Raw genomic sequence first — 20,860 nt, forward strand, 5'->3', positions numbered from 1 at the left:
CCGATGGGCAAGACGATACGGTTGACGATGGCGCAGGCCGTCGCACATTTCCTCAAAAAGCAGATGACTATTGTCGACGGCAAAAAGGTGCCGATCTTCGGCGGCGTCTGGGCGATCTTCGGCCACGGCAACGTCGCCGGCATGGGCGAGGCGCTCTATCAGGTGCGCGGAGAGTTGACGACCTATCGCGCCCACAACGAGCAGGGCATGGCGCATGCGGCGATCGCCTATGCCAAGGCGAATTTCCGCACGCGCTTCATGGCCTGCACCACCTCGATCGGCCCCGGCGCGCTGAACATGGTGACAGCCGCTGGCGTCGCGCATGTCAATCGTATTCCCGTTCTTTTCCTGCCGGGCGACGTCTTCGCCAACCGCGCGCCAGATCCGGTGCTGCAGCAGATCGAGGATTTCGGCGACGGCACGGTTTCGGCCAATGATGCCTTCCGTCCGGTTTCGCGCTATTTCGACCGCATCACCCGGCCCGAGCAGATCATTTCGGCGCTGAAGCGCGCCATGCAAGTGCTCACGGATCCGCTGGATTGCGGCCCGGTGACCTTGTCGCTCTGCCAGGACGTCCAGGCGGAAGCCTGCGATTACCCGGAAAGCCTGTTCGATGAAAAAGTCTGGACGACCCGCCGGCCACAACCGGATGCCGACGAGCTGGCGAATGCCATCGCGCTGATCAAGGCCTCGCAGAAGCCGGTGATCGTTGCCGGCGGCGGCGTGCTTTATTCGCAGGCGACGAAGGAGCTTGCCGCCTTTGCCGCGGCCCACGCCATTCCGGTTGTCGTCACCCAGGCCGGCAAATCGTCGATCAACGAGACCCATCCGCTGGCGCTTGGCTCGGTCGGCGTCACGGGCACGTCTGCGGCGAATGCGATTGCCGAAGAGACGGATCTCGTTATCGCCGTCGGCACCCGCTGCCAGGATTTCACCACCGGCTCCTGGGCGCTGTTCAAGAACGACAGCCTCAGGATGATCGGTCTCAATATCGCCGCCTATGATGCGGTGAAGCATGACAGCCATCCGCTGGTGGCCGATGCCCGCGAAGGGCTGAAGGCGCTTTCGGCGGGGCTTTCCGGCTGGAAGGCGCCGGCGGCACTGGCCGAAAAGGCGGCTGCGGAGAAGACGGCCTGGATGGAGGCCGCCGCTAAAGCGTTGGCGACGACCAATGCCGCCCTGCCCTCCGACGCCCAGGTGATCGGCGCGGTGGCGCGCACGATCGGCGGCGAGAATACGACGGTACTCTGCGCTGCGGGCGGCCTTCCCGGCGAGTTGCACAAACTCTGGCCGGCGACAGCGCCGGGCAGCTATCACATGGAATATGGCTTTTCCTGCATGGGCTACGAGATTGCCGGCGGGCTCGGCGCCAAGATGGCGCATCCCGAACGGGATGTCGTCGTCATGGTCGGCGACGGTTCCTACATGATGATGAACTCCGAGATCGCGACCTCGGTCATGCTCGGCCTCAAGCTGAACATCGTCGTGCTCGACAATCGCGGCTATGGGTGCATCAACCGCTTGCAGATGGGCACCGGCGGCGCCAACTTCAACAATCTGCTCAAGGACTCCTATCACGAGGTGATGCCGGAGATCGATTTCCGCGCGCATGCCGAAAGCATGGGCGCCATTGCCGTCAAGGTCGGCTCGATCACCGAGCTGGAGCAGGCGATCGCCGGTTCGAAGAAGAACGATCGCACCTCGGTCTTCCTCATCGACACCGATCCGCTTGTTACCACGGAGGCCGGTGGCCACTGGTGGGATGTCGCGGTGCCGGAGGTCAGCCCCCGCGAACAGGTCAACGAGGCGCGCAAGGGCTATGTCGACGCACGCGCCGCCCAGCGCATCGGCTAATCTACTGCTGTCATTTTTCGGAGGAGCGGAGCCGCTCTTCTGCAGTGCTTTTAAGGAGAATGTGATGAAGGCCAAACTCGGCATGTCGCCCATCGCGTGGTGGAACGACGATCTTCCTGAACTTAGCGACGACGTATCGCTGGAGGAATGCCTTCGGCAATCGCGCAGCGCCGGTTTTACCGGCATGGAGCAAGGCCGTCGTTTCCCCAGCAATCCCCAGGATATGCTGCCCATCCTGCGCGCCGCCGACGTGACGCTGTGCGGCGGCTGGTTCTCGGGCACGCTGGTCAATGAGGAGCTTACCGCCAACAAAGACCGCATCGCTCCGATGATCGAGCTGTTCAAGGCGGTCAATGCGCCCTGCATCGTTTATGGCGAGGTCGGCCGCTCGATCCAGGGCGACCGGTCCAAGCCGCTCGCGACCAAGCCGCGCCTTTCCGACGACGAGATGAAGGCCTATGCCCGCCGCGTCACCGAGTTTGGGGAATGGTGCGCCGAACAGGGCATGCCGCTCTCCTATCACCATCATATGGCCGCCGTCGTCGAAACCGAGCCGGAACTCGACGCCTTCATGCGCTCTTCGGGCGCAGGCATTCCGCTGCTGCTCGATGCCGGCCATCTCGCCTTTGCCGGCGGTGACGTGCTGCGCGCCATCGGCAACCACCACGCCCGCATCAACCATGTTCACGTCAAGGACATCCGCAAGCCTGTCGTCGACGGGCTCGACCGCAGCCGGCAATCCTTCCTCGACGCAGTGGCGCTCGGCGCCTTCACGGTGCCGGGTGACGGCTCGCTCGATTTCGGCGCCATCGTCCAGCGGCTGGCCGATCACGGCTATGAAGGCTGGTTCGTTGTCGAGGCAGAACAGGATCCACGCAAGTCACCTCCGCAGAAGATGGCCGAGATCGGCCATGCGGAATTGATGCGGGTCATGACCGCCGCGGGTTATACAGTCGAGACCGAAGGGTTTCCGAAGGGATAACTGAAAGGTCCTGCCGAACTGCTGGAGCAAGAGGCCCCCTCATCCGCCCTCCGGGCACCTTCTCCCCCAAGGGAGAAGGGGAAAAGAGACGGCGCGGCATATCCCTTCTCCCCTCGGGGAGAAGGTGGCGGCAGCCGGATGAGGGGACCGTGCCCCCTAACTTACGAGGAGAAATCACCATGCCAAACCTCAAGGTCAAACCATCGGGCACACATGGCCGGGTCACGCATGTCACCCCTGAGAATGCCGGCTGGACCTATGTCGGCTTCGACCTGCATCGGATGAAACCGGGCGAGACCGTTTCCGGAGAGACGGGCGACCGCGAAGTGTGCCTCGTCTGGGTGAGCGGCAAGGGCAAGGCGTCGGCAGGCACCAAGGATTTCGGCACGCTCGGCGGCCGCATGAACCCGTTCGAAGGCGCGCCGCATGCGCTCTACATCCCGATGGAATCGACGTGGTCGGTGACGGCTGAAACTGATCTGGAGCTCGCCGTCTGCTCGGCGCCCGGCGGTGGCACCTATCCGGCGAAGGAAATTCCGCCGGGCACGCATGCGCAGGTGACGCGCGGCAAGGGCACGAATGTGCGCTACGTCAACAATATCATGCCTGAGGACGACAGCTCGGCGCATTCGCTGCTTGTCGTCGAGGTGATTACGCCCGGCGGCCATACATCGTCCTATCCGCCGCACAAGCACGACCAGGACGACCTTCCGAACGAGAGCTTCCTGGAAGAGACCTATTACCATCGCCTCAATCCGCCGCAGGGCTTCGGTTTCCAGCGCGTCTACACCGACGATCGCTCGCTTGACGAAGCGATGGCGATCGAGGACGGCGACGTGACGCTGGTGCCGAAAGGCTATCACCCCTGCGCCGCCTGCCATGGCTACGATCTTTATTACCTCAACGTCATGGCCGGGCCGACGCGGATCTGGAAATTCCACAATGCCGTCGAGCACGAGTGGCTGGTCAAGGCGTGAGGACTGCGTCAGATCGCTAAATAATCTGACAGCGGCAAGCTGCCGTTGATGGTTCACTGCCTCCATCCAAACACGGATGGAGGACACCATGCACAGCTCGAATGTCACAATCTCGGCCCGGAATATTCGCTCTTCGCGTCATTTCCGTCCCGGCCTGCTTCTTGCCGTCGTCGCGGCAGCACGCTGGCTGGCGCGCAAGATAGGCGAACGGCGCAACAGTAATGCGCTAATGGAACTTTCCGACGATCAGTTGAAAGATATCGGTCTCTCCAGGGGGCAGACAGAAAGCGACGTTCACGTCTATAGTCGCTACTAAAATACAGGCGTCAGTTGTGATACTGTGCCTCGGGCCGCCTCGTCGGCGGCCTGTCCTGACCCGGAACATCAAATGTCGCAGTTTTCAACAGGACCGCTCCTGCAAACGAAGATGATCACCATTCGTGACATCGTCTGCAATGGTGAGTGCCGCCATAAGAGCGACGAGGAATGCGCCCACGCAACAAGCCTCGTCTATCCCTATCGCGGCGTCTTCATGCGGCATGTCGGCCGCAATGACACGGTGGCCGAAGCCAATCAGCTGTTGTTCTTCAATGCCGGCCAGGGATATCGGATCAGCCATCCGATCGAAGGTGGCGACGCCTGCATCGATCTGGCAATCGACGAAACCATGCTCGAAGAACTCGCGCCGAAAGATCAGGTGCAGCCCGGCCCTGCTTTTTCCTTCCGCCGCCAGCGCCGACGGATCGATCCGCGCGCACAGGCGCTGGTCGCCCTCCTGCGTCACGGTTTGAGCCGCAATGTCGCCGAAACGCTGGAGGCAGAAACACTCGCACTGACGCTGGTCCGCCGCTCGCTCGGCGAGCGCACATCGCATGCGCCGGGCGCCAGCGCCGGCCGGCAGAAACTCGTCGACCGGGCAAAGCTGGTGCTTTCCTCCGATCTCGCGCGGCGCTGGACGCTCGGCGAAATCGCCGTCGAAGTGGGCGTCTCGCCGGTTTATCTCACCCAGGTCTTCCAACAGGTCGAGGCGACACCGCTCTATCGCTATCAGCTGCGGCTGAGACTTGCCCGCGCGCTCGATCTACTCGGAGAGTACGACGATCTGACCGCGCTCGGGCTCGATCTCGGCTTTTCCAGCCACAGCCATTTCAGCGCTTCCTTCAAACAATCCTTCGGGCAGACCCCGGCCGAATTCCAGCGCGCGACGCAGCTGCGCCGGAGGTGATGGTCCAGGTCGATCGCTAAAGATTTCGACAGCGGCGTTGCGGTCTTCGATGATCTTATCAGCCCGTCCCGATCCGTGGACGATCAACCGGAGGATCACCAGATGAAGAAGACAACCTGTGCCGCCTGCGACTGCGAACTCGGCGCCGAGACCATCACCGTCAAGCTCGGCGGCAAGACGGTCGAGGTCTGCTGCCAGGAATGCGCCGAGGCGCTGAACGAGGCGGAAGCGGCGACATCGGCGGCTCCGACAGGCAAGGAGTAGACGGCATCAGGCAAGAGCCGCGCTCCGCAGCGCGGCTCTTGCGATTCAGGCCTGCAGGAGGCCGTAACGCCAGCCGCGGCGTTTTGCATTCTGTGACAGGACAAGGAAGGCGAGGATAAACATGCCTGCCTCGGCAAAGACCGGCACCATCCAGATCCCCTGCTCGCCGAAGATAAAGGGCAGCAGGAAAGTGAGCGGCAGGGTCAGCAGGTAGGGCCGCGACAGGCCGAAGATCGCCGCGCGCGGCGCATCGCCGATCGACTGGAAATAGGAAGACAGAATCAGCATCTGCCCGAAAAGAAAATAGGCGCCGATCGTCCAGGGCAGAATTCGCCTGACCTCGGCGACAATGGCGGGATCGGCGACGAAGACGGCGCCGAGGCGGCCAGCCAGCAACTCGACGGTGATCTCCACCAGGCTGCAATAGACGAGCGCTGCGAGCATGGCGATCTGCAGGCTTTGGCCGACGCGAAGCTTGAGACCAGCACCATGATTGTTGCCGGCGATCGTCTGCAGGGCAATGCTGAGGCCGAGCAGCGGCAGATAGGTGAAGGTCATGATCCGGGTGATGATGCCGTAGGCGGCGATCGTCGCGACGTGGTCATGCGAGTTCCAGAGCGAGATATTGATCAGAATGGCTGCCGAGGCCAGCGATATGCCGATGAAGCCGAGGCTCATCGGCGCGCCGAAGGCGACGATGCCGCGCCACTCGGTCAATGCGGTTTCCAAAGAAGGCCTGAGGGCCGCCGGCCGGCGCCGGCGATAGGCGAGCACGGCTGCGAGACAGACGAATTGCGATGTGATGGAGCCGACCGCCGAACCGAGCACGCCCCAATGCATGACGGCCATGAACAGCCAGTTGGCGAGAATGTTCAGCAGCGAGGCCGACAGCGTCACCAGCGTCATGAAACCGATCTTGCCTTCGCAGCGCAATCCGTCGAGATGCAGCGACAGGAAGAAGCTGACCGGCGCAAAGGCGATCATTGTGCCCATGAACAGCATGGCGCCCTCAGCCACCGCGGCGTTGCCGGCAGCACCGGCATCGATGATCTGCCGGCCCGCGGTCCAGTAGACCGCGTTGAGCATCAGGATGACGGCGAGCGCCAGCGTATGGGCGCCTGTGAATACTCGGCGCGCGCCTTGGCGATCGCCGGCGCCGAGCCGGCGGGCAAGGATGCTGGCCATGCCGTTCGAGACCAGTGATTGCAAGGCGACGAGCAGCATCAGCCCCGGGAAAATCAGGCTGACGGCAGAAAGCGCGTCAGGGCCGACATAGGCGCCGAGGAAGTAGGCATCGACGACGGTGAACAGGCCGTTGACGGTGGTGATCGCGACGATCGGTGCCGCCGTTTTGATGAAGACGGCCGGCAGCCAGCCGGTGAGAAAGGCGTTGCCTTGGGAAAGAGCGGTCATGGAGAAATCCGTGCGATAGGAGGCAAGGCCCGAGCCGGCTAAATCATCCGGATCTGGACGGCCTCAAAAGAAAGAAAGCAATCTAGAGATCAAGCACCAGATGCGGCACGCCGTTCGAGGTCTTCCGCGGCGAGACGCCGTCGGCATCGATCTGCGCGTTCACGCGCCGGCGAAAGGCCGAAAAGCTCTCGAAGGTGACGACATCAACCGGCTCGTCGAAATGGATGGTGATCCTGTGGAGATCGCCGCCCGGCAAGGCCGAAAGCGCCAGAATCTCGCCGGTAAACGGCTGATTGAGATAGCGGCCGCGAATATGGGCGCCGACGAAGAGCTGTGTCTTCGGGCTGGTATTGGGCTTTGCCGCAAGGGCTGCGAGCGTGTTCCAATCGCGTGCGCCGTGCTGGCGGGCAATCATTTCGAGGGCTGCACTGTGGGTCAGTGCGGTGCCGCGATCGTTCATCGCCTGGCGCAATCGCTTGGCCTGGGCCTTCAATTCTTCAATGGCAGGATAGTTCGCCGTCATGGAGTGAGCCTTCGCAAGGCATGCTCTTCGACTGTGAATGGGAGCTCGCATTGCCGCCAGTCAGCATGCACAAGGGGCCGTGACCATGATCGCGAGGACTTCACCATGGATTTTCATCCGCGAGCGGCCGGTGCCTCGAACCGGCCTCTGTATGCGCGAACGCCGCCGACATGTCAAGAATGGCGCATGCGCACTTGATAATGAGCAAATTTGGGAATGAGCAAATTTGGGGCAAATCTGCTCGAAATCGGTGCGATTTCCCCGCAAGTTCCACATAAACATTCAATCTTATCGATGTTGTTCAGCAGCTGTCAGCATTCTTCAACTAATATCCTGTGGTAGAACAAGCGGAGGCTGAAAGGGCCTTTCAGATGCACCTCGACACAGAACACCCCAAGCCGGAACGTGCTTACAGGGAATTCAATCTCGACAGGCCCGGCAACATCATCTTCGTCGGCCATCACCTCAGCACCGGAACGCAGGTGCGCTGCCTGATCCGCACGATCACGCTTGCCGGCGCATTGCTCGAAGTCAGCCCGAACCTGGAAATGCCGAGCCATTTCTTCCTCGAAATTCTCGGCATCCATGACGAGATCGGCGCAACCATGGTCAAGCGCGAAGGCGAATGGGTGACGGTCAGCTTCAACATGCTGCTCAATCCGGAATTTCTGCACCACGTGCTACGACTGAGCTTCGAAACCTGAGGCTTGCGATCGGTAGATCATTGCGGCGCGGCATTTTTGTTTCGACGTCCCGCCTTGCGGCCAGACGAGCAATGATCGGAACGACCCAGAGACTCCCGTGCCACTCCGGTCGATCGAGCGGGTCGGCAAAAGCATCGCGGCGGATCCGGCGATTGCGGATTTCAATTTCCCTGAAGAGAACTACCCAGTTGAGAAGCATTGCTTCATCCTCCATCTATTGGCTGGAGCACTTGAGCTAGGGCTTCACGCCGCTCCGATGTAGAGGCGCTGGGGAAAGGGGGTTTTCATCCATGAAAGATGCGAGCTGGGACGACCTGCAACTTTTCTTCCATGTCGCGACCGGCGGCGGGCTCTCGGCCGCAGCCGCGCGCACCGGGCTCAGCGCGCCGACGATCGGCAGGCGGATGCTGGCGCTTGAACGAGTGACGGGCAGATCGCTGTTCAGCCGCGGCCCCACCGGTTATCTGCTCGCGAGGGACGGGCAGGAATTGCTCGGCCGCGTCCGGCTGATGCAGGATGCGGCGCGTGCGATCTCCGACTGGCGCGGCGAGGTTCTGACACTGCCGATCGTCTCGACGGCCGCCGACAGCTGGACGTCGCGTTTCATCGCCGACCATCTGGCCAGCGTCTGGACGCCGAAGGACAGTTTCCGCATGTGCTACAAGACCTCTGATGCCAGCGTCGATTTCACCTACCGGGAAGCGCATATCGCCGTTGGCCACAGCCGGCCGGACAGCGGTAACGTCGCGATCCGCCGCTCGGTCAAGGTGGCGCATGCGGTTTACCAGGCGGCAGACTATGACGAAGCCAACTGCAACTGGATCTCGCTCGGCACCGATACCGCCGTCACGCCGGCGGACAAATGGACGTTCGAACAGCCGGATTACTGGATCACCAGCTGGACCAACACGCCGCATATGCTGTTTTACCTGATCCGTGGGGGCGCCGGCCGCGGCGTGCTCCCATGTTTCATCGGCGACCCGGAACGCCACCTTGTCCGCGCCGGGCCTCTCATCGACGAACTGACCTACGAAATGTGGATCGTTGCGCATGACGACGAGCGGCAACGGCCGGAGGTCAGGATCGTCATCGACCGCCTGGCGGCACTCTTTGCCGATCATGAAGACCTGTTTGCCGGGCAGAGGCCGTCGATATGACACAAAAACGCGGGCCTCTCGACCCGCGCCCCCATCATTCAAAGTGTACAGCGTCCTTAACGCGCCGGAATCGACGCGCGGCGCTGTCGATAGGCTTCTGTCGGTTCAGGCGGCGAGATGGCGCTCGATCTCATCGACCGGCATATTCGTATAGTCCTTCGCCACTTCCGCGGTGATCACGGCCTGGGTATCGGCGCTGAGCGCCGGCCGCAATGTGCCGAGCGCTTTTGGCGGTGCGACGATAACGATGCGGCGGGCACTCTTTTCCTGCACCAGTTCGTCAAGCTTTTCCGCCACCTGTTTCAGGAATTCGGCTTCGGCCTGATCCTGCCAGCTGGTCTCCTCGACAGCGCTGCCGCTGAAGCCATTTGCTGCATGGGTTCGGCCGGGCTTATCGGCGCCAATCTCGCGATCCGGCGCGCTCGGCTGCGTCAGGGTTTCCAGCACCTTCAGGTTCATCAGTTGGGCATCGCCCGCGTTCTGCATGATCAGAGCCTTGGCTCCGTCACAGACCACAACCCATGATTCCAAAGGGATTTTAACGTTGGCCATTTTCAACTCCTCGCTGTCGTCATTCGAAGCGCGCCCTGCGTCATCGATCAAGGCAGAACGCCCGGCAGTTGAAAGAGTTCGGGAAAATTGCACCGAAATCGAACGGGCGGCAATCCGGTCGGCCTTTGCTGCGTAGAAAAGGCAGGTTCGGGAGATTGACGATGAAGACATCACTGTTGGCCTATGCCGGCACCTTTCTCACCCTGCTCGTCTGCGACGGGATATGGCTTGGCCTCATCGCCCGCAACTTTTATCGCGACCAGTTGGGGGCGCTGATGCTGCCTTCCCCCAATCTAGCGGTCGCCGCATTGTTCTACCTGTTCTTCGCCGCCGCAGTGGTCGTGCTTGCAGTGCTGCCCGCGCTGTCGGCAGGCTCGATCGCCACAGCGTTTCTTCACGGCGCCATTCTAGGATTGGCGGCCTATGGCACCTATGACGTCACCAATCTTGCCACACTCCGCAACTGGCCACTCGCCATGAGCCTTGTCGACATGGCGTGGGGCACGTTGCTGACGGCGCTGACCGCCGGCGGCGGATATCTCGCCGTCAGAATTCTTGCCTGAAACGATACCAAGGAGTGAAAGCCCGCGTCCCGATAATGGACATGACGGCGTCCCGCATAGGAACAAAGTTTGAACTCGTTAAAATTGTAATTTTATATTTGACGAATGTGCAAAACATTCATGTGACCTTGGTTGGGAGCAAGACCAGATTGCTCGGGATGAAGACCAGCTTGCTCGATCAAAACCGCCCTGATCGAGATCATAGACCCCAAATGCGTCCTGACGGAGAATGTGAATGTCTATGCTCCGCGCCACACACCTTGCCACGGTGAAGTCCGCTGTTTACGACCTGCGCTGGGAAGAATTCAGCGTCAAGCGGCCAGCCCGCATCGTCGCCGTCCGGCCGTGCCTCACAGGCGTCTCGATGCGAAGCGCCGAGATCATCGATATTTCCCAGGGTGGCGCGACGTTTGTCGTATCGACCACGGCCGGCCTGCCGAAGCATTATTATCTCAACATTCTCGGCCTCGCCTATCGCATCGGATGCGCCGAAGTCTATCGTCACAAGGAACGCATCGGCGTGCGGTTCATCAACATTATGGACCCCGAGGTTCTGCGCCGCGTCGTCCGCACCGATTTCCTCGTCGGCAATATGGAAGCGATCGCCGCCCGGCGCGGGCCGATCTTCCGGGCGTGAACAGGCCAAGAGGCTGCATAATTCCTTGAATCGGGATTGGCGTCTCGCGCGTCTGAAAAGACGCGCTGGGCTGCCGTTGCGGAAATAATCTTGCTTGCGTTGGCCGTGCCCGGGCCTATTGTTTCGCCAATTGTCACGATATCCGGGAAACCGCCGTCGCATGTCCGCCTTTTCGCGCTTCACGCCTCTTGCCAGCGCCCTGCCTTCCACAGTTCCTTTCGTCGGCCCCGAGGCGATCGAGCGCCAACGCGGACTTGCCGTTTTGGCCCGTATCGGCGCCAATGAGAACGGCTTTGGTCCAGCCCCTTCCGTCTTTGCGGCGATGCGCGAGGAGGCCGGCAATATCTGGAAATACAATGATCCGGAAAATTTCGCGCTCAGGCAAGCGCTTGCCGCCCATCTCGGCGTCTCGGCCACCAATATCGCCATCGGCAGCGGCATCGACGAATTGCTCGGCCAAATCGTCCGGCTGGTGATCGAGCCGGGCGCGCCTGTCGTCACTTCGCTTGGCGCCTACCCGACCTTCAACTTCCATGTGACCGGTTTCGACGGCCGACTGGTGACGGTTCGCTACGCAAACGACCGTGAGGATCTCGACGGGCTGCTGGATGCCGTGAAGCGCGAGAATGCGCCGCTCGTCTATTTCGCCAATCCCGACAATCCTATGGGGAGCTGGTGGGATGCCGACAGGATCGTCGCTTTCGCCCGGGCGCTGCCCGAGACGACGCTGATGGTGCTCGACGAGGCCTATAGCGAGACCGGGCCGGCAGGGTCGCTGCCGTCGATTTCCTCGCTTATCGACCTGCCGAACGTCGTTCGCACCCGCACTTTCTCCAAAGCCTACGGGCTTGCCGGCTCGCGCACCGGCTACGTGATCTCGGCCGCCGGCACGGCGCAGGCCTTCGACAAGATCCGCAATCATTTCGGCATGAACCGGTTGGCGACGGCCGCAGCGCTCGCCGCCCTCAAGGACCAGGCCTATCTCGTCGAGGTGGTCGGGAAAATCCACGCGGCGCGCGACCGGATCGGCGGTATCGCCCGGGCAAACGGCCTTGAGCCCCTGCCCTCGGCAACGAATTTCGTGGCGATCGACGCCGGCCGCGACGGCGCATATGCCAGGGCGATCGTCGACGGTCTGATGGAACGCGGCGTCTTCATCCGCATGCCTGGCGTGGCGCCCCTCAATCGCTGCATTCGCGTCAGCGTCGGGCCAGAGGCGGATATGGCGCTTCTCGAAGAAACCCTGCCGCAGGTGCTGAAACAGATCGGCTGATGGAGCATGTGCCGAAAATGTCAGCGGTTTTCGGGCGGCATCATGCTCTCACTCTTTGCTGTAAAACAGCGAGAACCGCGACCGGGTGGAGGATCCGGTCGCGGTTCCGTTCTCCCGGCGTCGGCCCCATCTAAAGTGCCCGCCAGCCCCTCTTTTCGAGGTTGTTATATCGTTCCTGCCGATTTGCCGGCAGGACAATGTCAGTGAACCGTCATCCACTCGCGGGCGGCGCGTAGCGCTGCCACGAGCTGCATCTTGTCCATGGCGGCGGCCACGTCGGCACGAAGCTCGGCGGCGCGGTCGTTGCCCTTGATTGCGGCGATGTTCAGCCATTTGTGAGCTGCGACAAGATCGACTTCGCAACCGCGGCCGGTCGCATACATCAGACCCATTTCGCAGAAGACATCGGCGCTGTTGTCGCCACCCATGGTGGCCGTTTCAGCATTGTGCATTTCAAAGCGTGCCATCGGTTTTATCCCTGTTAGCCTGTTTATGACTTACCCTGTTTTACCTCTGGGCCTTGCCGTCTATCGCGGCTTGCGGCCCTTGCGGTCCGGCGGGTTTGCCCCGCTCGTTTGATGGGTTCACTATGCCAAACGGCTTTCAAAAAACGCCTAAAATGCATGATTAATTCTAGACAAACAAAGTGCAAATGCTTGGTAAATTTGGGTTTTTGTTAAACATCAGATGCCTTGCGGATTAGGGATTTTCGCTCGAATTTTACGAAAGATTCAGATCTGAAAATAAAGGGATCGTTCATCATGAAATCAGCAGGCGATATTTTTGAAAGGCCGCCGCACGGCTTTTTCTCGCGTCTTTTGCCCAGTCTGCGGGATAACAATCATGCTTATTTACCTTTACGTTCGCGTCAGTTAGTTTCGCGGCCGATCAGGGACATCATGGAGGAAAAGATGATCCGCAGCTTCGTTCTCGCCGCCGCCATAACAATGATCGCGGGGATCTCGCATGCCGAGGAGCCGATCGTCGGTAACTGGAAGACGGCCGCCGGCGATACGGCGGTGATCGCTTCCTGCGGCGGCAGTTATTGCGTGACGCTGAAGACCGGCAAATATGCCGGCCGGAAGATCGGCACGCTTGCGGGAACCGGTGGCAGCTATGCCGGCGAGATCATCGACCCGGCCGCCGACAAGACTTATAGCGGCTCGGGCAAGATTTCCGGCAATTCGCTGAGGATGCAAGGCTGCGTGATGAAGGTCCTCTGCAAGGCCCAGACATGGACACGGCTCTGAGCCTGTAAGGCGGCTGCACGACGATCACCAAACGCGGGGCATGCCAACGCCCCGGCATGCCAGCGGCCCTTTTCCGCCCCTTCACCCAAGCGACCCGGCAAAATCGAACGCGTTGAGCCGGGCCTGGCGAACCCATGTAAATCCCCTCTGCAACCCGCCCGAGCCTCCCCGGCAAGCTGAACGCTGGATGAACCGGTATCTCAGCACTCATTCAGCCGCCCCATGGCAAAACCCTTGTCACGATAGAGTTGCGTATCGGGAGCAAGGCAATGGACATGTATATTCTGGCAAGGCGTTTCAGCATCATCACACTGTTTGCGGCGATCTTCGCGATCACGTTTTCGGCGGTGGTGGTGCACAATGGCGGCGGTGGCGCACAGTCGCATTTCGGGGCGAGCTATACCTGCCTGGAGAGAAACGGCACCTTCTGCGCGCCATCGGTGCAGTGAGCGGCATCTGACGCGGAAGACGATAAAATAATCGGATTCCGCCGGCGCGCGTCGTTTGCTTGTCAAAAACAACTCTCTATAATGCGTCATGAACAAACGAATCTCCCCTTTGTCGCCGCTCGACATATCCTCGCCACCCCCTTTCCAGTCGCAGAGCTTTGATGATCCCGCCAAGGCGGTGGAGGCGCTGACGGCGCTTTACGAGCGCAATACGGCATTCCTGATCAAGAGCTTCACCGAGCTGGCGCAGGGCGCTCCGATCTCCTCGCGCTATCGTGCTTTCTATCCGCAGGTCAGCATCGAGACGACAAGCTTCGGCCATGTCGATTCGCGCCTTTCCTACGGCCATGTCACGGCACCGGGCATCTATACGACGACAGTCACCCGGCCGAAGCTCTTCAAGCATTACTTGAAGGAGCAGCTGGCGCTCCTGGTGAAGAGCCACAATGTTCCGGTCATCGTGTCGGAATCGACGACGCCGATCCCCTTGCATTTCGCCTTCGGCGAGGGTGCGCATGTGGAAGCATCGACAAACGCCTTCATCGACGTTCCGATGCGCGATATTTTCGACACGCCCGACCTCAACACCACCGATGACGAGATCGCCAACGGCGAATATATCCCGCCACCGGGAGAGCCCTCGCCGCTTGCGCCATTCACCGCGCAACGCATCGACTATTCGCTCGCCCGTCTGTCGCATTATACGGCGACGCATGCCGAGCATTTTCAGAATTTCGTGCTGTTCACGAACTATCAGTTCTATATCGACGAATTTTGCAGCTGGGCTCGCAAGCTGATGGCGGAGGGCGGCGACGGCTATACGGCCTTCGTCGAGCCCGGCAACATCGTCACCCTGCCCGGCTCGAGCGCGCCGGAAACCGATGCGGCGCTTACGCGCCTGCCGCAGATGCCGGCTTACCATCTAAAGAAGAAGGGCCATGCCGGGATCACCATGATCAATATCGGCGTCGGCCCCTCCAACGCCAAAACGATCACCGATCATGTCGCCGTGCTGCGCCCGCATGCCTGGCTGATGCTCGGCCACTGCGCCGGTCTTCGCAACAGCCAGCGGCTCGGCGATTATGTGCTTGCCCATGCTTATATGCGCGAGGACCATGTTCTCGACGACGATCTGCCGGTCTGGGTGCCGATCCCGGCGCTGGCCGAAGTGCAGGTGGCGCTTGAGGCAGCCGTTGCCGAAATCACCGGCTACGAGGGCTTCGAGCTGAAACGCATCATGCGCACCGGCACCGTCGGGACGATCGACAACCGCAACTGGGAACTGCGCGACCAGCGCGGGCCGGTGAAGCGGCTGTCCCAGGCGCGCGCAATCGCGCTCGACATGGAATCGGCGACGATCGCCGCCAACGGCTTCCGCTTCCGCGTGCCCTACGGCACGCTGCTCTGCGTTTCCGACAAGCCGCTGCACGGCGAATTGAAGCTGCCGGGCATGGCGACGGCCTTCTACCGCACACAGGTCAACCAGCATCTGCAGATCGGCATCCGCGCCGTGCAGAAGCTTGCCGCCATGCCGACGGAAGCGCTGCATTCGCGCAAGCTGCGCAGCTTCTTCGAAACGGCCTTCCAATAGGCCGTTTCCTCATCGGCCTGTCATCACAACAGGCACTGAGCGCTGTGCAAGCGTCTGCGGCCTGCCAGCGGCAATATTCAGCCCTGCGATCAACAGGGTGAAGGCCAGGAAGGCGAAAGCGACGCGCTGGAGAATCTTCAGCCCATCGCTTTCGAGGAACTCCTGCTGACGCTTTTCATGGCGACGTGCCCAGATCTGGCTTGCCAGCGCGATTTCAAGAATGCTCATTGTCGTTCTCCTCGACAGGTTTCGATGAAGCCTTGTCGAGTGCTGACTTGCCGTTTCGACAGCCGACCCACCAAAAGTTTTTTTAGGGCGATGTCGAAATGCGCGAAGCTCGATCGTCCAGAGTCATTGAAGCGCCGCAAGGGAGGCTGTCCGCGATGAAATATCTCTGTCAGGTCTGGTTCGATAACGGCGTGCTCGACGCCATGACGCAAGAGGAGAAGGCCAAGCTCGACACGAACTCCTTGAACTATGACAAGGACCTCGTCGAAAGCGGACATATGATCGTCGCCCAGGCGTTGCAGTCGCCGAAAGCGGCGGTGACCGTTAGGGTGCGGGGCGGTGAAATGTCGATAACGGACGGTCCCTTTACCGAGACCAAGGAGGCGCTCGGCGGCTTCATCCTGATCGAGGCCAAGGATCTCAACGACGCGATCCGCATCGCCGCTGGCATCCCGCTTGCCAAGCTCGGCGCGATCGAGGTGCGGCCCATCCACGAATTCGCAGCTCAATGAGGAGGTACCAATGAAGTTTCTATGCCAGATCTGGTTCGACACGGAAAAAAGCAAGCTGGTTCCTCAGACCGAATGGGATGCGCTCACACAGGAGTGCATCACCAGCGACAATCGCTGGCGCGAGAGCGGTCATCTGCTGGTGGCGCTCGCCTTGCATGAACCGTCAGCGGCGATCACCGTCCGCCTGCGCAACGGCGAAGCCTCCGCGACCGATGGTCCTTTTGCCGAAATCAAAGAGCACCTCGGTGGTTTCGTGCTGATCGAAGCCGAGAATATCGAGGAGGCGAAGACGATCGTGTCCAGTTTTCCGATCCTCAGATATTGCTCAATCGAAGTGCGCCCGACTTATGCCATCCAGGATGGGAAATAGTCGTGCGCTACATCTGCCTGATCTATAACAGCGCCGACACCGACGGCACGCTGACATCTGAAGAGACCGATGACCTCGTCAAAGCGCATTTCGCCTTCGACGAGGAACTGCGCCGCGACGGTATCATGGTCCACGCCGATGCGCTTGAGATGCCTGATAGGGCGACCGTGCTGCGTGTTCGAGACAACACTCTGTCCGCGACCGACGGTCCCTATGTCGAGACGAAGGAGCATCTGGCCGGCTTCTACGTCATCGAAGCGCCAGATATGGCAACGGCAAAAAAGATCGCCGGGCGGATCCCTTCGGCGCGTTTCGGCGCGGTCGAACTTCGGCCCGTACGGATGCTGACCCTGCCGGACTGAGGTGCGCCGTTGGAAAGCCTGATCGAGGAGATTTATCGAACCCAATCGCGCCGGGTGCTGGCGACGCTGATCCGCCTGCTCGGCGATTTCGACCGGGCCGAGGAAGCGCTGCACGACGCCTTCGCCGCGGCCGCCCGGACATGGCCGGCCGACGGCATTCCCGGCAATCCCTTCGCCTGGCTCGTTTCCACGGGGCGCTTCAAAGCGATCGACACGATCCGGCGGCGAGCGCGCTTCGATGCGTCGCAGCATCACATCGAGGACAGCCTCTACACGCCTGATGCAACGGAGATCGGCGACATGGAACCAATCGAGGACGATATGCTGCGGCTGATCTTCACCTGCTGCCATCCCGCCATCCCCTCCGATGCGCAGACGGCGATGGCGCTTCGGGAAATCTGCGGATTGACCACCGAGGAGATCGCCCATGCCTTCCTCGCCCCGGCGCCGACGGTCGCCCAGCGGATCGTGCGCGCCAAGAACAGGATCCGAACGGAGAATATCCCCTATGAGGTGCCAGGCCGCGAGGCGCTGCCTGAGCGGCTCGACCAGGTGCTGCACGTCATCTACCTGGTCTTCAACGAAGGCTATTCCGCCTCTTCGGGCGAGGCCGTGGTTCGTGCCGACCTGACGGCGGAGGCGATCCGTCTGGCCCGGCTGCTTCTGGCGCTGCTGCCGCATCCCGATGTCCGCGGCCTGCTGTCGCTGATGCTGCTGCAGGATTCCCGCCGCACCGCCCGCAGCAATGAGCAGGGGCTGCTGGTGCTGCTTGCCGATCAGGACCGCTCGCTCTGGGATCATGAAAAGATTGCGGAAGGATCGGCGCTGCTTGCCGAGGCGATGCGGGCGGGAGAGATCGGCACCTACACACTGCAGGCGGCAATCGCCGCCGAGCATGCCAGGGCACCTGCTGCCGATGAGACTGACTGGCGGCGGATCGCCTTCTATTACGATCTTCTTCTGGCGGCTCAGCCCTCGCCGATCGTCGAACTCAATCGCGCCGTGGCGATCGCGATGGCGGAAGGGCCGGCGAAGGGGCTGGATCTGGTCGATGCCATTCTGGAACGCCAGGAGCTCAAGGCCTTTCATCTCGCTCATTCGGCGCGCGCCGATTTCCTGCGGCGCCTCGGCCGGCGGCAGGAGGCGATCGCGGCCTATGGAACGGCGCTGTCGCTTTGCCGGCAGGAGCCGGAGCAGGCATTTCTCAGAAAACGGATTTCAGAGCTTGCCGCGACGCCCGAGCGGCAGTGAGATCGCCGTGCCCGTCAGCGCTGAGACGATGATCAGCAGGTGGGCGTTGACGCTTGCCTGCGCCAACGCGGCCAGGGCCAGCCGCTCGCTCGAAGCGCCGAGAGCAATGGCGCCGGCGGTGATGCCGGCCGGATAGGTACCGACGCCACCCGGCGCGTGTACCGGCAGCACGGAGGAAAGCTCACCGCCAAGCGCACCGCCGAAGCTTGCCGCCATCGGCAGCACGCCCATCAGGCCGAGCGCCCAGGCAAGCACCATCACCTTCACCAGCCAGTTGACGATGGTCATCGCCCAGGCGCGTGTAAAAGCGATGGCATCGACCGGCAACCCGTTTTCGATCTCGGCGACGAATTTCTGCGCCTTCCCCGGCAGCAGCCTGGCGGCGAGGCGCAGCAGCGGCTTGCGGGCGGCGAAAGCTGCGACCGGCAGCAGCAGAAACATCGTCCAGAGCAACCAGGCAACAACTGCATCTGCGGCGGCGACGGCAAAACCGATACCGGCGGCGGCGACAAGCGCGTGCAGGTCGAGCAGCCGCATGACGAACAGCGCCGAGGTTCCGCGCGTCAGCGGAATACCGAACTCCGTGCGCATCAACAGCGGAAAGCTGGTCTCGCCGGTGCGGAAGGGCAGCATGATGTTCAACAGGTTGTGGATCTGCGTGACGCGGAAGAGGACCGCGAACCGGCCGGCCGTCTCCTTCGGAAAATAATCATAGATGCGCCAGGTGCGCAGGAAATAGGTGCTCGTCAGGAGCACCAGCGCGCCGATCACCGGACCGGCGCCGACATCCGCCCACTGCCTGATAATGACAGGCCAACCCCAGAACCATTGGATGAAGAGCGCATAGGCTGCGACGATGACGACCGTCAGCACCGTCATGCGATTGCGCATAAACCAGGATTGCCGGCTTTCAACGATCGAACTCTTCATGTAGTAGGCATTCCTTGCTTGGGTCGGCAGGGCTTGGGTCGGCAGGGCCCGATCCCGTCGCCAGGCCTTTTAAGAGAAATGACGGTTGCGCACAACGGCGGAGTTGATGGGCAGTGGCGGCGAACTCCGCTTCCCCGCCGACGATCCGAGCGCTGACCGGTAAATCACATGCCTTGCCGGCTTGACGTGGAGATCGATGTTGGAGCGGATTACCAAAAGCATTACGAGCGCAAGCATTTTTCTGGCAGTCTATTTCCTGCTCAATATCGCGCTGCGCATCGCCTTGCCTCATACGCTCGATCTCGACGAGGCGGAGCAATCTTTCTATTCACAATACCTGCTTGCCGGCTACGGCCCGCAGCCGCCGTTCTACAACTGGATTCAATATGCCATCGTTTCGGTGACCGGCATATCGATGTGGGTGCTGTCGGTGCCCAAGAATATCATTCTCTTCGGCTGTTATCTCTTCTATGGGCTTGCTGCCCGCGAGGTGCTGAAGAACCGTTCGCTGGCAGCCGTCGCCATGCTGAGCCTGATTACGCTGCCGCAGGTGGGCCTGATGGCGCAGCGCGAATTGACCCATACCGTCGCCCTGCTGTTTGCGACCTCGCTCTTCCTCTTCGGTTTTTTCCGGACGCTGCGCCAGCCGACGCTCGCAAGTTTCCTCGTCATCGGCATCGCCACCGGCATCGGGCTGATCTCGAAATACAATTTCGCCATCCTGCCGGCTGCAGCACTCCTCGCCGTGCTGCCTGACCGGGAATGGCGCAGCCGCCTGATCGACTGGCGTTTGCTGCCGGCGATCGTAGTCGCCATTCTGATCGTGCTGCCGCATGCGCTCTGGTTGCCTGACAATCTCCTCAGCGCCTCTGGGCCGACACTGGAGCGAATGACCGCAGAAGACTTGGCCCCCGCCGGCATGCCCCGCATCGGACAGGGACTATTATCTCTCCTCATCGCCGTCCTCGGCTTCGTCGCCTTGCCGATCGTTCTCGTCGCAGCCGCATTCCGGCGGGACTTCTTTGGCGCGCTCTCCTCGTCCAGCCCGATGATCCGGGTGATCGAGCGGATGATGGTCATCAGTTTGGTCGCTTTCGTCGGCGTGGTGCTCTTTGCCGGCGCAAGCGATATCCACGAGCGCTGGCTCGACCCCTGCCTGCTCGTCCTGCCGCTCTATCTGTTCCTGAAACTGGAAACCGCAGGTGTCGATCTTTCCGCCGGCCTTGCGCGCTTCCGGCCCGTGGTGCCGGTCTTCATGGTCGTCATCCTGTCGATCCTTCTCTTCCGGATCATCGGCATTCAATATATCGGCACCTATACGAGAACGAACGTACCCTTTGCGGGCTACGTCGCTGAATTGACCGCGACCCGCAAGCCGGTTCTCATCGTCGCTGGAACCAAGTTCGTGGCCGGCAATCTGAAGCTGGCGCTTCCCGATGTTCCCGTGGTGATACCGTTCTTCCCGGGATCCGGGGTTCCCGAATATGCGGCTGCGAAGGGACCGGTTCTGGTTGTCTGGCGCGGCGAGACCGCAGACGACCCGACGATTTCCCCCGGCTTCGCCAACGATCTCGCAAGATCAGGCATTCATCTGCAGGAGTTGAACACGCTGACGCTGCCCTATCTCTTCGGTGACGGCAAACGCAGCTTCTCCATCGGGTATTCCTGGGTAGAGGGCGGCGCCAAATAGCGTTGCGGCAGGTCAAGCGATTGCGGGGAAACCGGCATTGCCCGCTGGCAACCGGCGGACAGTTCATGTACTAGCCTTCCGCAAGCGCGACGGCAGCAGTAAG

At 61.3% G+C, this 20,860-nt stretch carries 26 protein-coding genes; 19 read left to right on the forward strand and 7 right to left on the reverse strand.

The annotated features are described in order from the left end of the window. Window positions 1-3 precede the first annotated feature (3 nt). The 6 genes from iolD to HJB84_RS03800 all read left to right on the forward strand — a co-directional run bounded on the left by iolD (window position 4) and on the right by HJB84_RS03800 (window position 5,302). A complete protein-coding gene (gene iolD, locus HJB84_RS03775; RefSeq protein WP_221115299.1) occupies window positions 4-1,854 on the forward strand; it encodes a 3D-(3,5/4)-trihydroxycyclohexane-1,2-dione acylhydrolase (decyclizing) in 1,851 nt (616 codons plus the stop codon). Window positions 1,855-1,918: 64 nt separating this feature from the next. Then, window positions 1,919-2,836: a myo-inosose-2 dehydratase gene (iolE, locus tag HJB84_RS03780; RefSeq protein WP_221115300.1), complete on the forward strand. Its 918-nt coding sequence runs from the start codon at window positions 1,919-1,921 to the stop codon at window positions 2,834-2,836. 179 nt (window positions 2,837-3,015) lie between these two features. Further along, window positions 3,016-3,813, forward strand: a complete 798-nt coding sequence (iolB, locus tag HJB84_RS03785) for a 5-deoxy-glucuronate isomerase (RefSeq protein ID WP_221115301.1) — start codon at window positions 3,016-3,018, stop codon at window positions 3,811-3,813. 88 nt (window positions 3,814-3,901) lie between these two features. Continuing rightward, window positions 3,902-4,129, forward strand: a complete 228-nt coding sequence (locus HJB84_RS03790; protein WP_207583597.1) for a DUF1127 domain-containing protein — start codon at window positions 3,902-3,904, stop codon at window positions 4,127-4,129. Between the two features lie 72 nt (window positions 4,130-4,201). After that, window positions 4,202-5,038: a helix-turn-helix transcriptional regulator gene (locus HJB84_RS03795; protein WP_221115302.1), complete on the forward strand. Its 837-nt coding sequence runs from the start codon at window positions 4,202-4,204 to the stop codon at window positions 5,036-5,038. 102 nt (window positions 5,039-5,140) lie between these two features. Continuing rightward, on the forward strand, window positions 5,141-5,302 hold the full coding sequence (locus HJB84_RS03800; protein ID WP_007626555.1) for a hypothetical protein: 162 nt from the start codon (window positions 5,141-5,143) through the stop codon (window positions 5,300-5,302). Between the two features lie 45 nt (window positions 5,303-5,347). On the opposite strand, the gene HJB84_RS03805 is transcribed toward HJB84_RS03800, so the two are convergent. After that, window positions 5,348-6,715 (reverse strand): MATE family efflux transporter, encoded by a 1,368-nt coding sequence (locus tag HJB84_RS03805; RefSeq protein ID WP_221115303.1) that lies wholly within the window; start codon window positions 6,713-6,715, stop codon window positions 5,348-5,350. Window positions 6,716-6,797: 82 nt separating this feature from the next. Continuing rightward, the gene (locus tag HJB84_RS03810) at window positions 6,798-7,238 is read right to left on the reverse strand and encodes a glyoxalase superfamily protein (RefSeq protein WP_221115304.1); all 441 of its coding nucleotides are present in this window, start codon (window positions 7,236-7,238) and stop codon (window positions 6,798-6,800) included. A gap of 371 nt (window positions 7,239-7,609) precedes the next feature. On the opposite strand from HJB84_RS03810, the gene HJB84_RS03815 reads away from it, so the two are divergent. Continuing rightward, on the forward strand, window positions 7,610-7,942 hold the full coding sequence (locus HJB84_RS03815) for a hypothetical protein (protein WP_049733849.1): 333 nt from the start codon (window positions 7,610-7,612) through the stop codon (window positions 7,940-7,942). On the opposite strand, the gene HJB84_RS33440 is transcribed toward HJB84_RS03815, so the two are convergent. Next, window positions 7,893-8,141 carry a hypothetical protein gene (locus HJB84_RS33440; protein WP_259669579.1) on the reverse strand — a complete coding sequence of 83 codons (249 nt, stop codon included), beginning with the start codon at window positions 8,139-8,141 and terminating at the stop codon, window positions 7,893-7,895. The two genes, HJB84_RS03815 and HJB84_RS33440, sit on opposite strands and share 50 nt — an antisense overlap. 91 nt (window positions 8,142-8,232) lie before the next feature. Here HJB84_RS33440 and HJB84_RS03820 point away from each other — a divergent pair, with 91 nt between their 5' ends. Next, window positions 8,233-9,099 carry a LysR family transcriptional regulator gene (locus HJB84_RS03820; protein WP_221115305.1) on the forward strand — a complete coding sequence of 289 codons (867 nt, stop codon included), beginning with the start codon at window positions 8,233-8,235 and terminating at the stop codon, window positions 9,097-9,099. A 105-nt stretch (window positions 9,100-9,204) separates the two neighbouring features. Here the strand turns inward: HJB84_RS03820 and HJB84_RS03825 are convergent, their stop codons facing one another. Further along, window positions 9,205-9,651, reverse strand: a complete 447-nt coding sequence (locus tag HJB84_RS03825; protein WP_207583591.1) for a host attachment protein — start codon at window positions 9,649-9,651, stop codon at window positions 9,205-9,207. A 161-nt stretch (window positions 9,652-9,812) separates the two neighbouring features. On the opposite strand from HJB84_RS03825, the gene HJB84_RS03830 reads away from it, so the two are divergent. The 3 genes from HJB84_RS03830 (at window position 9,813) to HJB84_RS03840 (ending at window position 12,124) form a co-directional block, all read left to right on the forward strand. Continuing rightward, window positions 9,813-10,214: a DUF2177 family protein gene (locus tag HJB84_RS03830; RefSeq protein WP_207583590.1), complete on the forward strand. Its 402-nt coding sequence runs from the start codon at window positions 9,813-9,815 to the stop codon at window positions 10,212-10,214. Window positions 10,215-10,449: 235 nt separating this feature from the next. Further along, window positions 10,450-10,851 (forward strand): PilZ domain-containing protein, encoded by a 402-nt coding sequence (locus HJB84_RS03835; RefSeq protein ID WP_116405296.1) that lies wholly within the window; start codon window positions 10,450-10,452, stop codon window positions 10,849-10,851. Window positions 10,852-11,011: 160 nt separating this feature from the next. Continuing rightward, on the forward strand, window positions 11,012-12,124 hold the full coding sequence (locus HJB84_RS03840; RefSeq protein WP_207583589.1) for a pyridoxal phosphate-dependent aminotransferase: 1,113 nt from the start codon (window positions 11,012-11,014) through the stop codon (window positions 12,122-12,124). Window positions 12,125-12,324: 200 nt separating this feature from the next. Here the strand turns inward: HJB84_RS03840 and HJB84_RS03845 are convergent, their stop codons facing one another. Beyond that, a complete protein-coding gene (locus HJB84_RS03845) occupies window positions 12,325-12,591 on the reverse strand; it encodes a sel1 repeat family protein (RefSeq protein ID WP_018071017.1) in 267 nt (88 codons plus the stop codon). A 444-nt stretch (window positions 12,592-13,035) separates the two neighbouring features. On the opposite strand from HJB84_RS03845, the gene HJB84_RS03850 reads away from it, so the two are divergent. The 3 genes from HJB84_RS03850 (at window position 13,036) to HJB84_RS03860 (ending at window position 15,414) form a co-directional block, all read left to right on the forward strand. Next, window positions 13,036-13,374, forward strand: coding sequence for a DUF2147 domain-containing protein (locus HJB84_RS03850; protein ID WP_207583588.1), 339 nt, complete (start codon window positions 13,036-13,038; stop codon window positions 13,372-13,374). Window positions 13,375-13,643: 269 nt separating this feature from the next. Beyond that, complete coding sequence (locus HJB84_RS03855; protein WP_164010299.1) at window positions 13,644-13,823, forward strand: hypothetical protein; 180 nt, start codon at window positions 13,644-13,646, stop codon at window positions 13,821-13,823. Between the two features lie 88 nt (window positions 13,824-13,911). Next, window positions 13,912-15,414 carry an AMP nucleosidase gene (locus tag HJB84_RS03860; RefSeq protein WP_207583587.1) on the forward strand — a complete coding sequence of 501 codons (1,503 nt, stop codon included), beginning with the start codon at window positions 13,912-13,914 and terminating at the stop codon, window positions 15,412-15,414. Window positions 15,415-15,423: 9 nt separating this feature from the next. Here the strand turns inward: HJB84_RS03860 and HJB84_RS03865 are convergent, their stop codons facing one another. Continuing rightward, a complete protein-coding gene (locus HJB84_RS03865) occupies window positions 15,424-15,642 on the reverse strand; it encodes a hypothetical protein (RefSeq protein ID WP_207583586.1) in 219 nt (72 codons plus the stop codon). Between the two features lie 155 nt (window positions 15,643-15,797). On the opposite strand from HJB84_RS03865, the gene HJB84_RS03870 reads away from it, so the two are divergent. From HJB84_RS03870 to HJB84_RS03885, 4 genes are read left to right on the forward strand one after another with little or no spacing between them, the layout of a single operon-like run. Further along, window positions 15,798-16,154 carry a YciI family protein gene (locus HJB84_RS03870; RefSeq protein ID WP_221115306.1) on the forward strand — a complete coding sequence of 119 codons (357 nt, stop codon included), beginning with the start codon at window positions 15,798-15,800 and terminating at the stop codon, window positions 16,152-16,154. Window positions 16,155-16,164: 10 nt separating this feature from the next. Then, a complete protein-coding gene (locus HJB84_RS03875) occupies window positions 16,165-16,524 on the forward strand; it encodes a YciI family protein (RefSeq protein WP_207583584.1) in 360 nt (119 codons plus the stop codon). 2 nt (window positions 16,525-16,526) lie between these two features. Beyond that, window positions 16,527-16,886: a YciI family protein gene (locus HJB84_RS03880; protein WP_221115307.1), complete on the forward strand. Its 360-nt coding sequence runs from the start codon at window positions 16,527-16,529 to the stop codon at window positions 16,884-16,886. 9 nt (window positions 16,887-16,895) lie between these two features. Next, window positions 16,896-18,137 carry an RNA polymerase sigma factor gene (locus HJB84_RS03885; protein WP_221115308.1) on the forward strand — a complete coding sequence of 414 codons (1,242 nt, stop codon included), beginning with the start codon at window positions 16,896-16,898 and terminating at the stop codon, window positions 18,135-18,137. Here HJB84_RS03885 and HJB84_RS03890 read toward each other — a convergent pair. Then, window positions 18,105-19,067 (reverse strand): lysylphosphatidylglycerol synthase domain-containing protein, encoded by a 963-nt coding sequence (locus tag HJB84_RS03890; RefSeq protein WP_207583581.1) that lies wholly within the window; start codon window positions 19,065-19,067, stop codon window positions 18,105-18,107. The two genes, HJB84_RS03885 and HJB84_RS03890, sit on opposite strands and share 33 nt — an antisense overlap. A 196-nt stretch (window positions 19,068-19,263) precedes the next feature. On the opposite strand from HJB84_RS03890, the gene HJB84_RS03895 reads away from it, so the two are divergent. Continuing rightward, on the forward strand, window positions 19,264-20,757 hold the full coding sequence (locus HJB84_RS03895; RefSeq protein WP_221115309.1) for a glycosyltransferase family 39 protein: 1,494 nt from the start codon (window positions 19,264-19,266) through the stop codon (window positions 20,755-20,757). Window positions 20,758-20,860: the final 103 nt, after the last annotated feature.

This window comes from Rhizobium sp. NZLR1b (assembly GCF_019685155.1).
GTDB lineage: Bacteria > Pseudomonadota > Alphaproteobacteria > Rhizobiales > Rhizobiaceae > Rhizobium.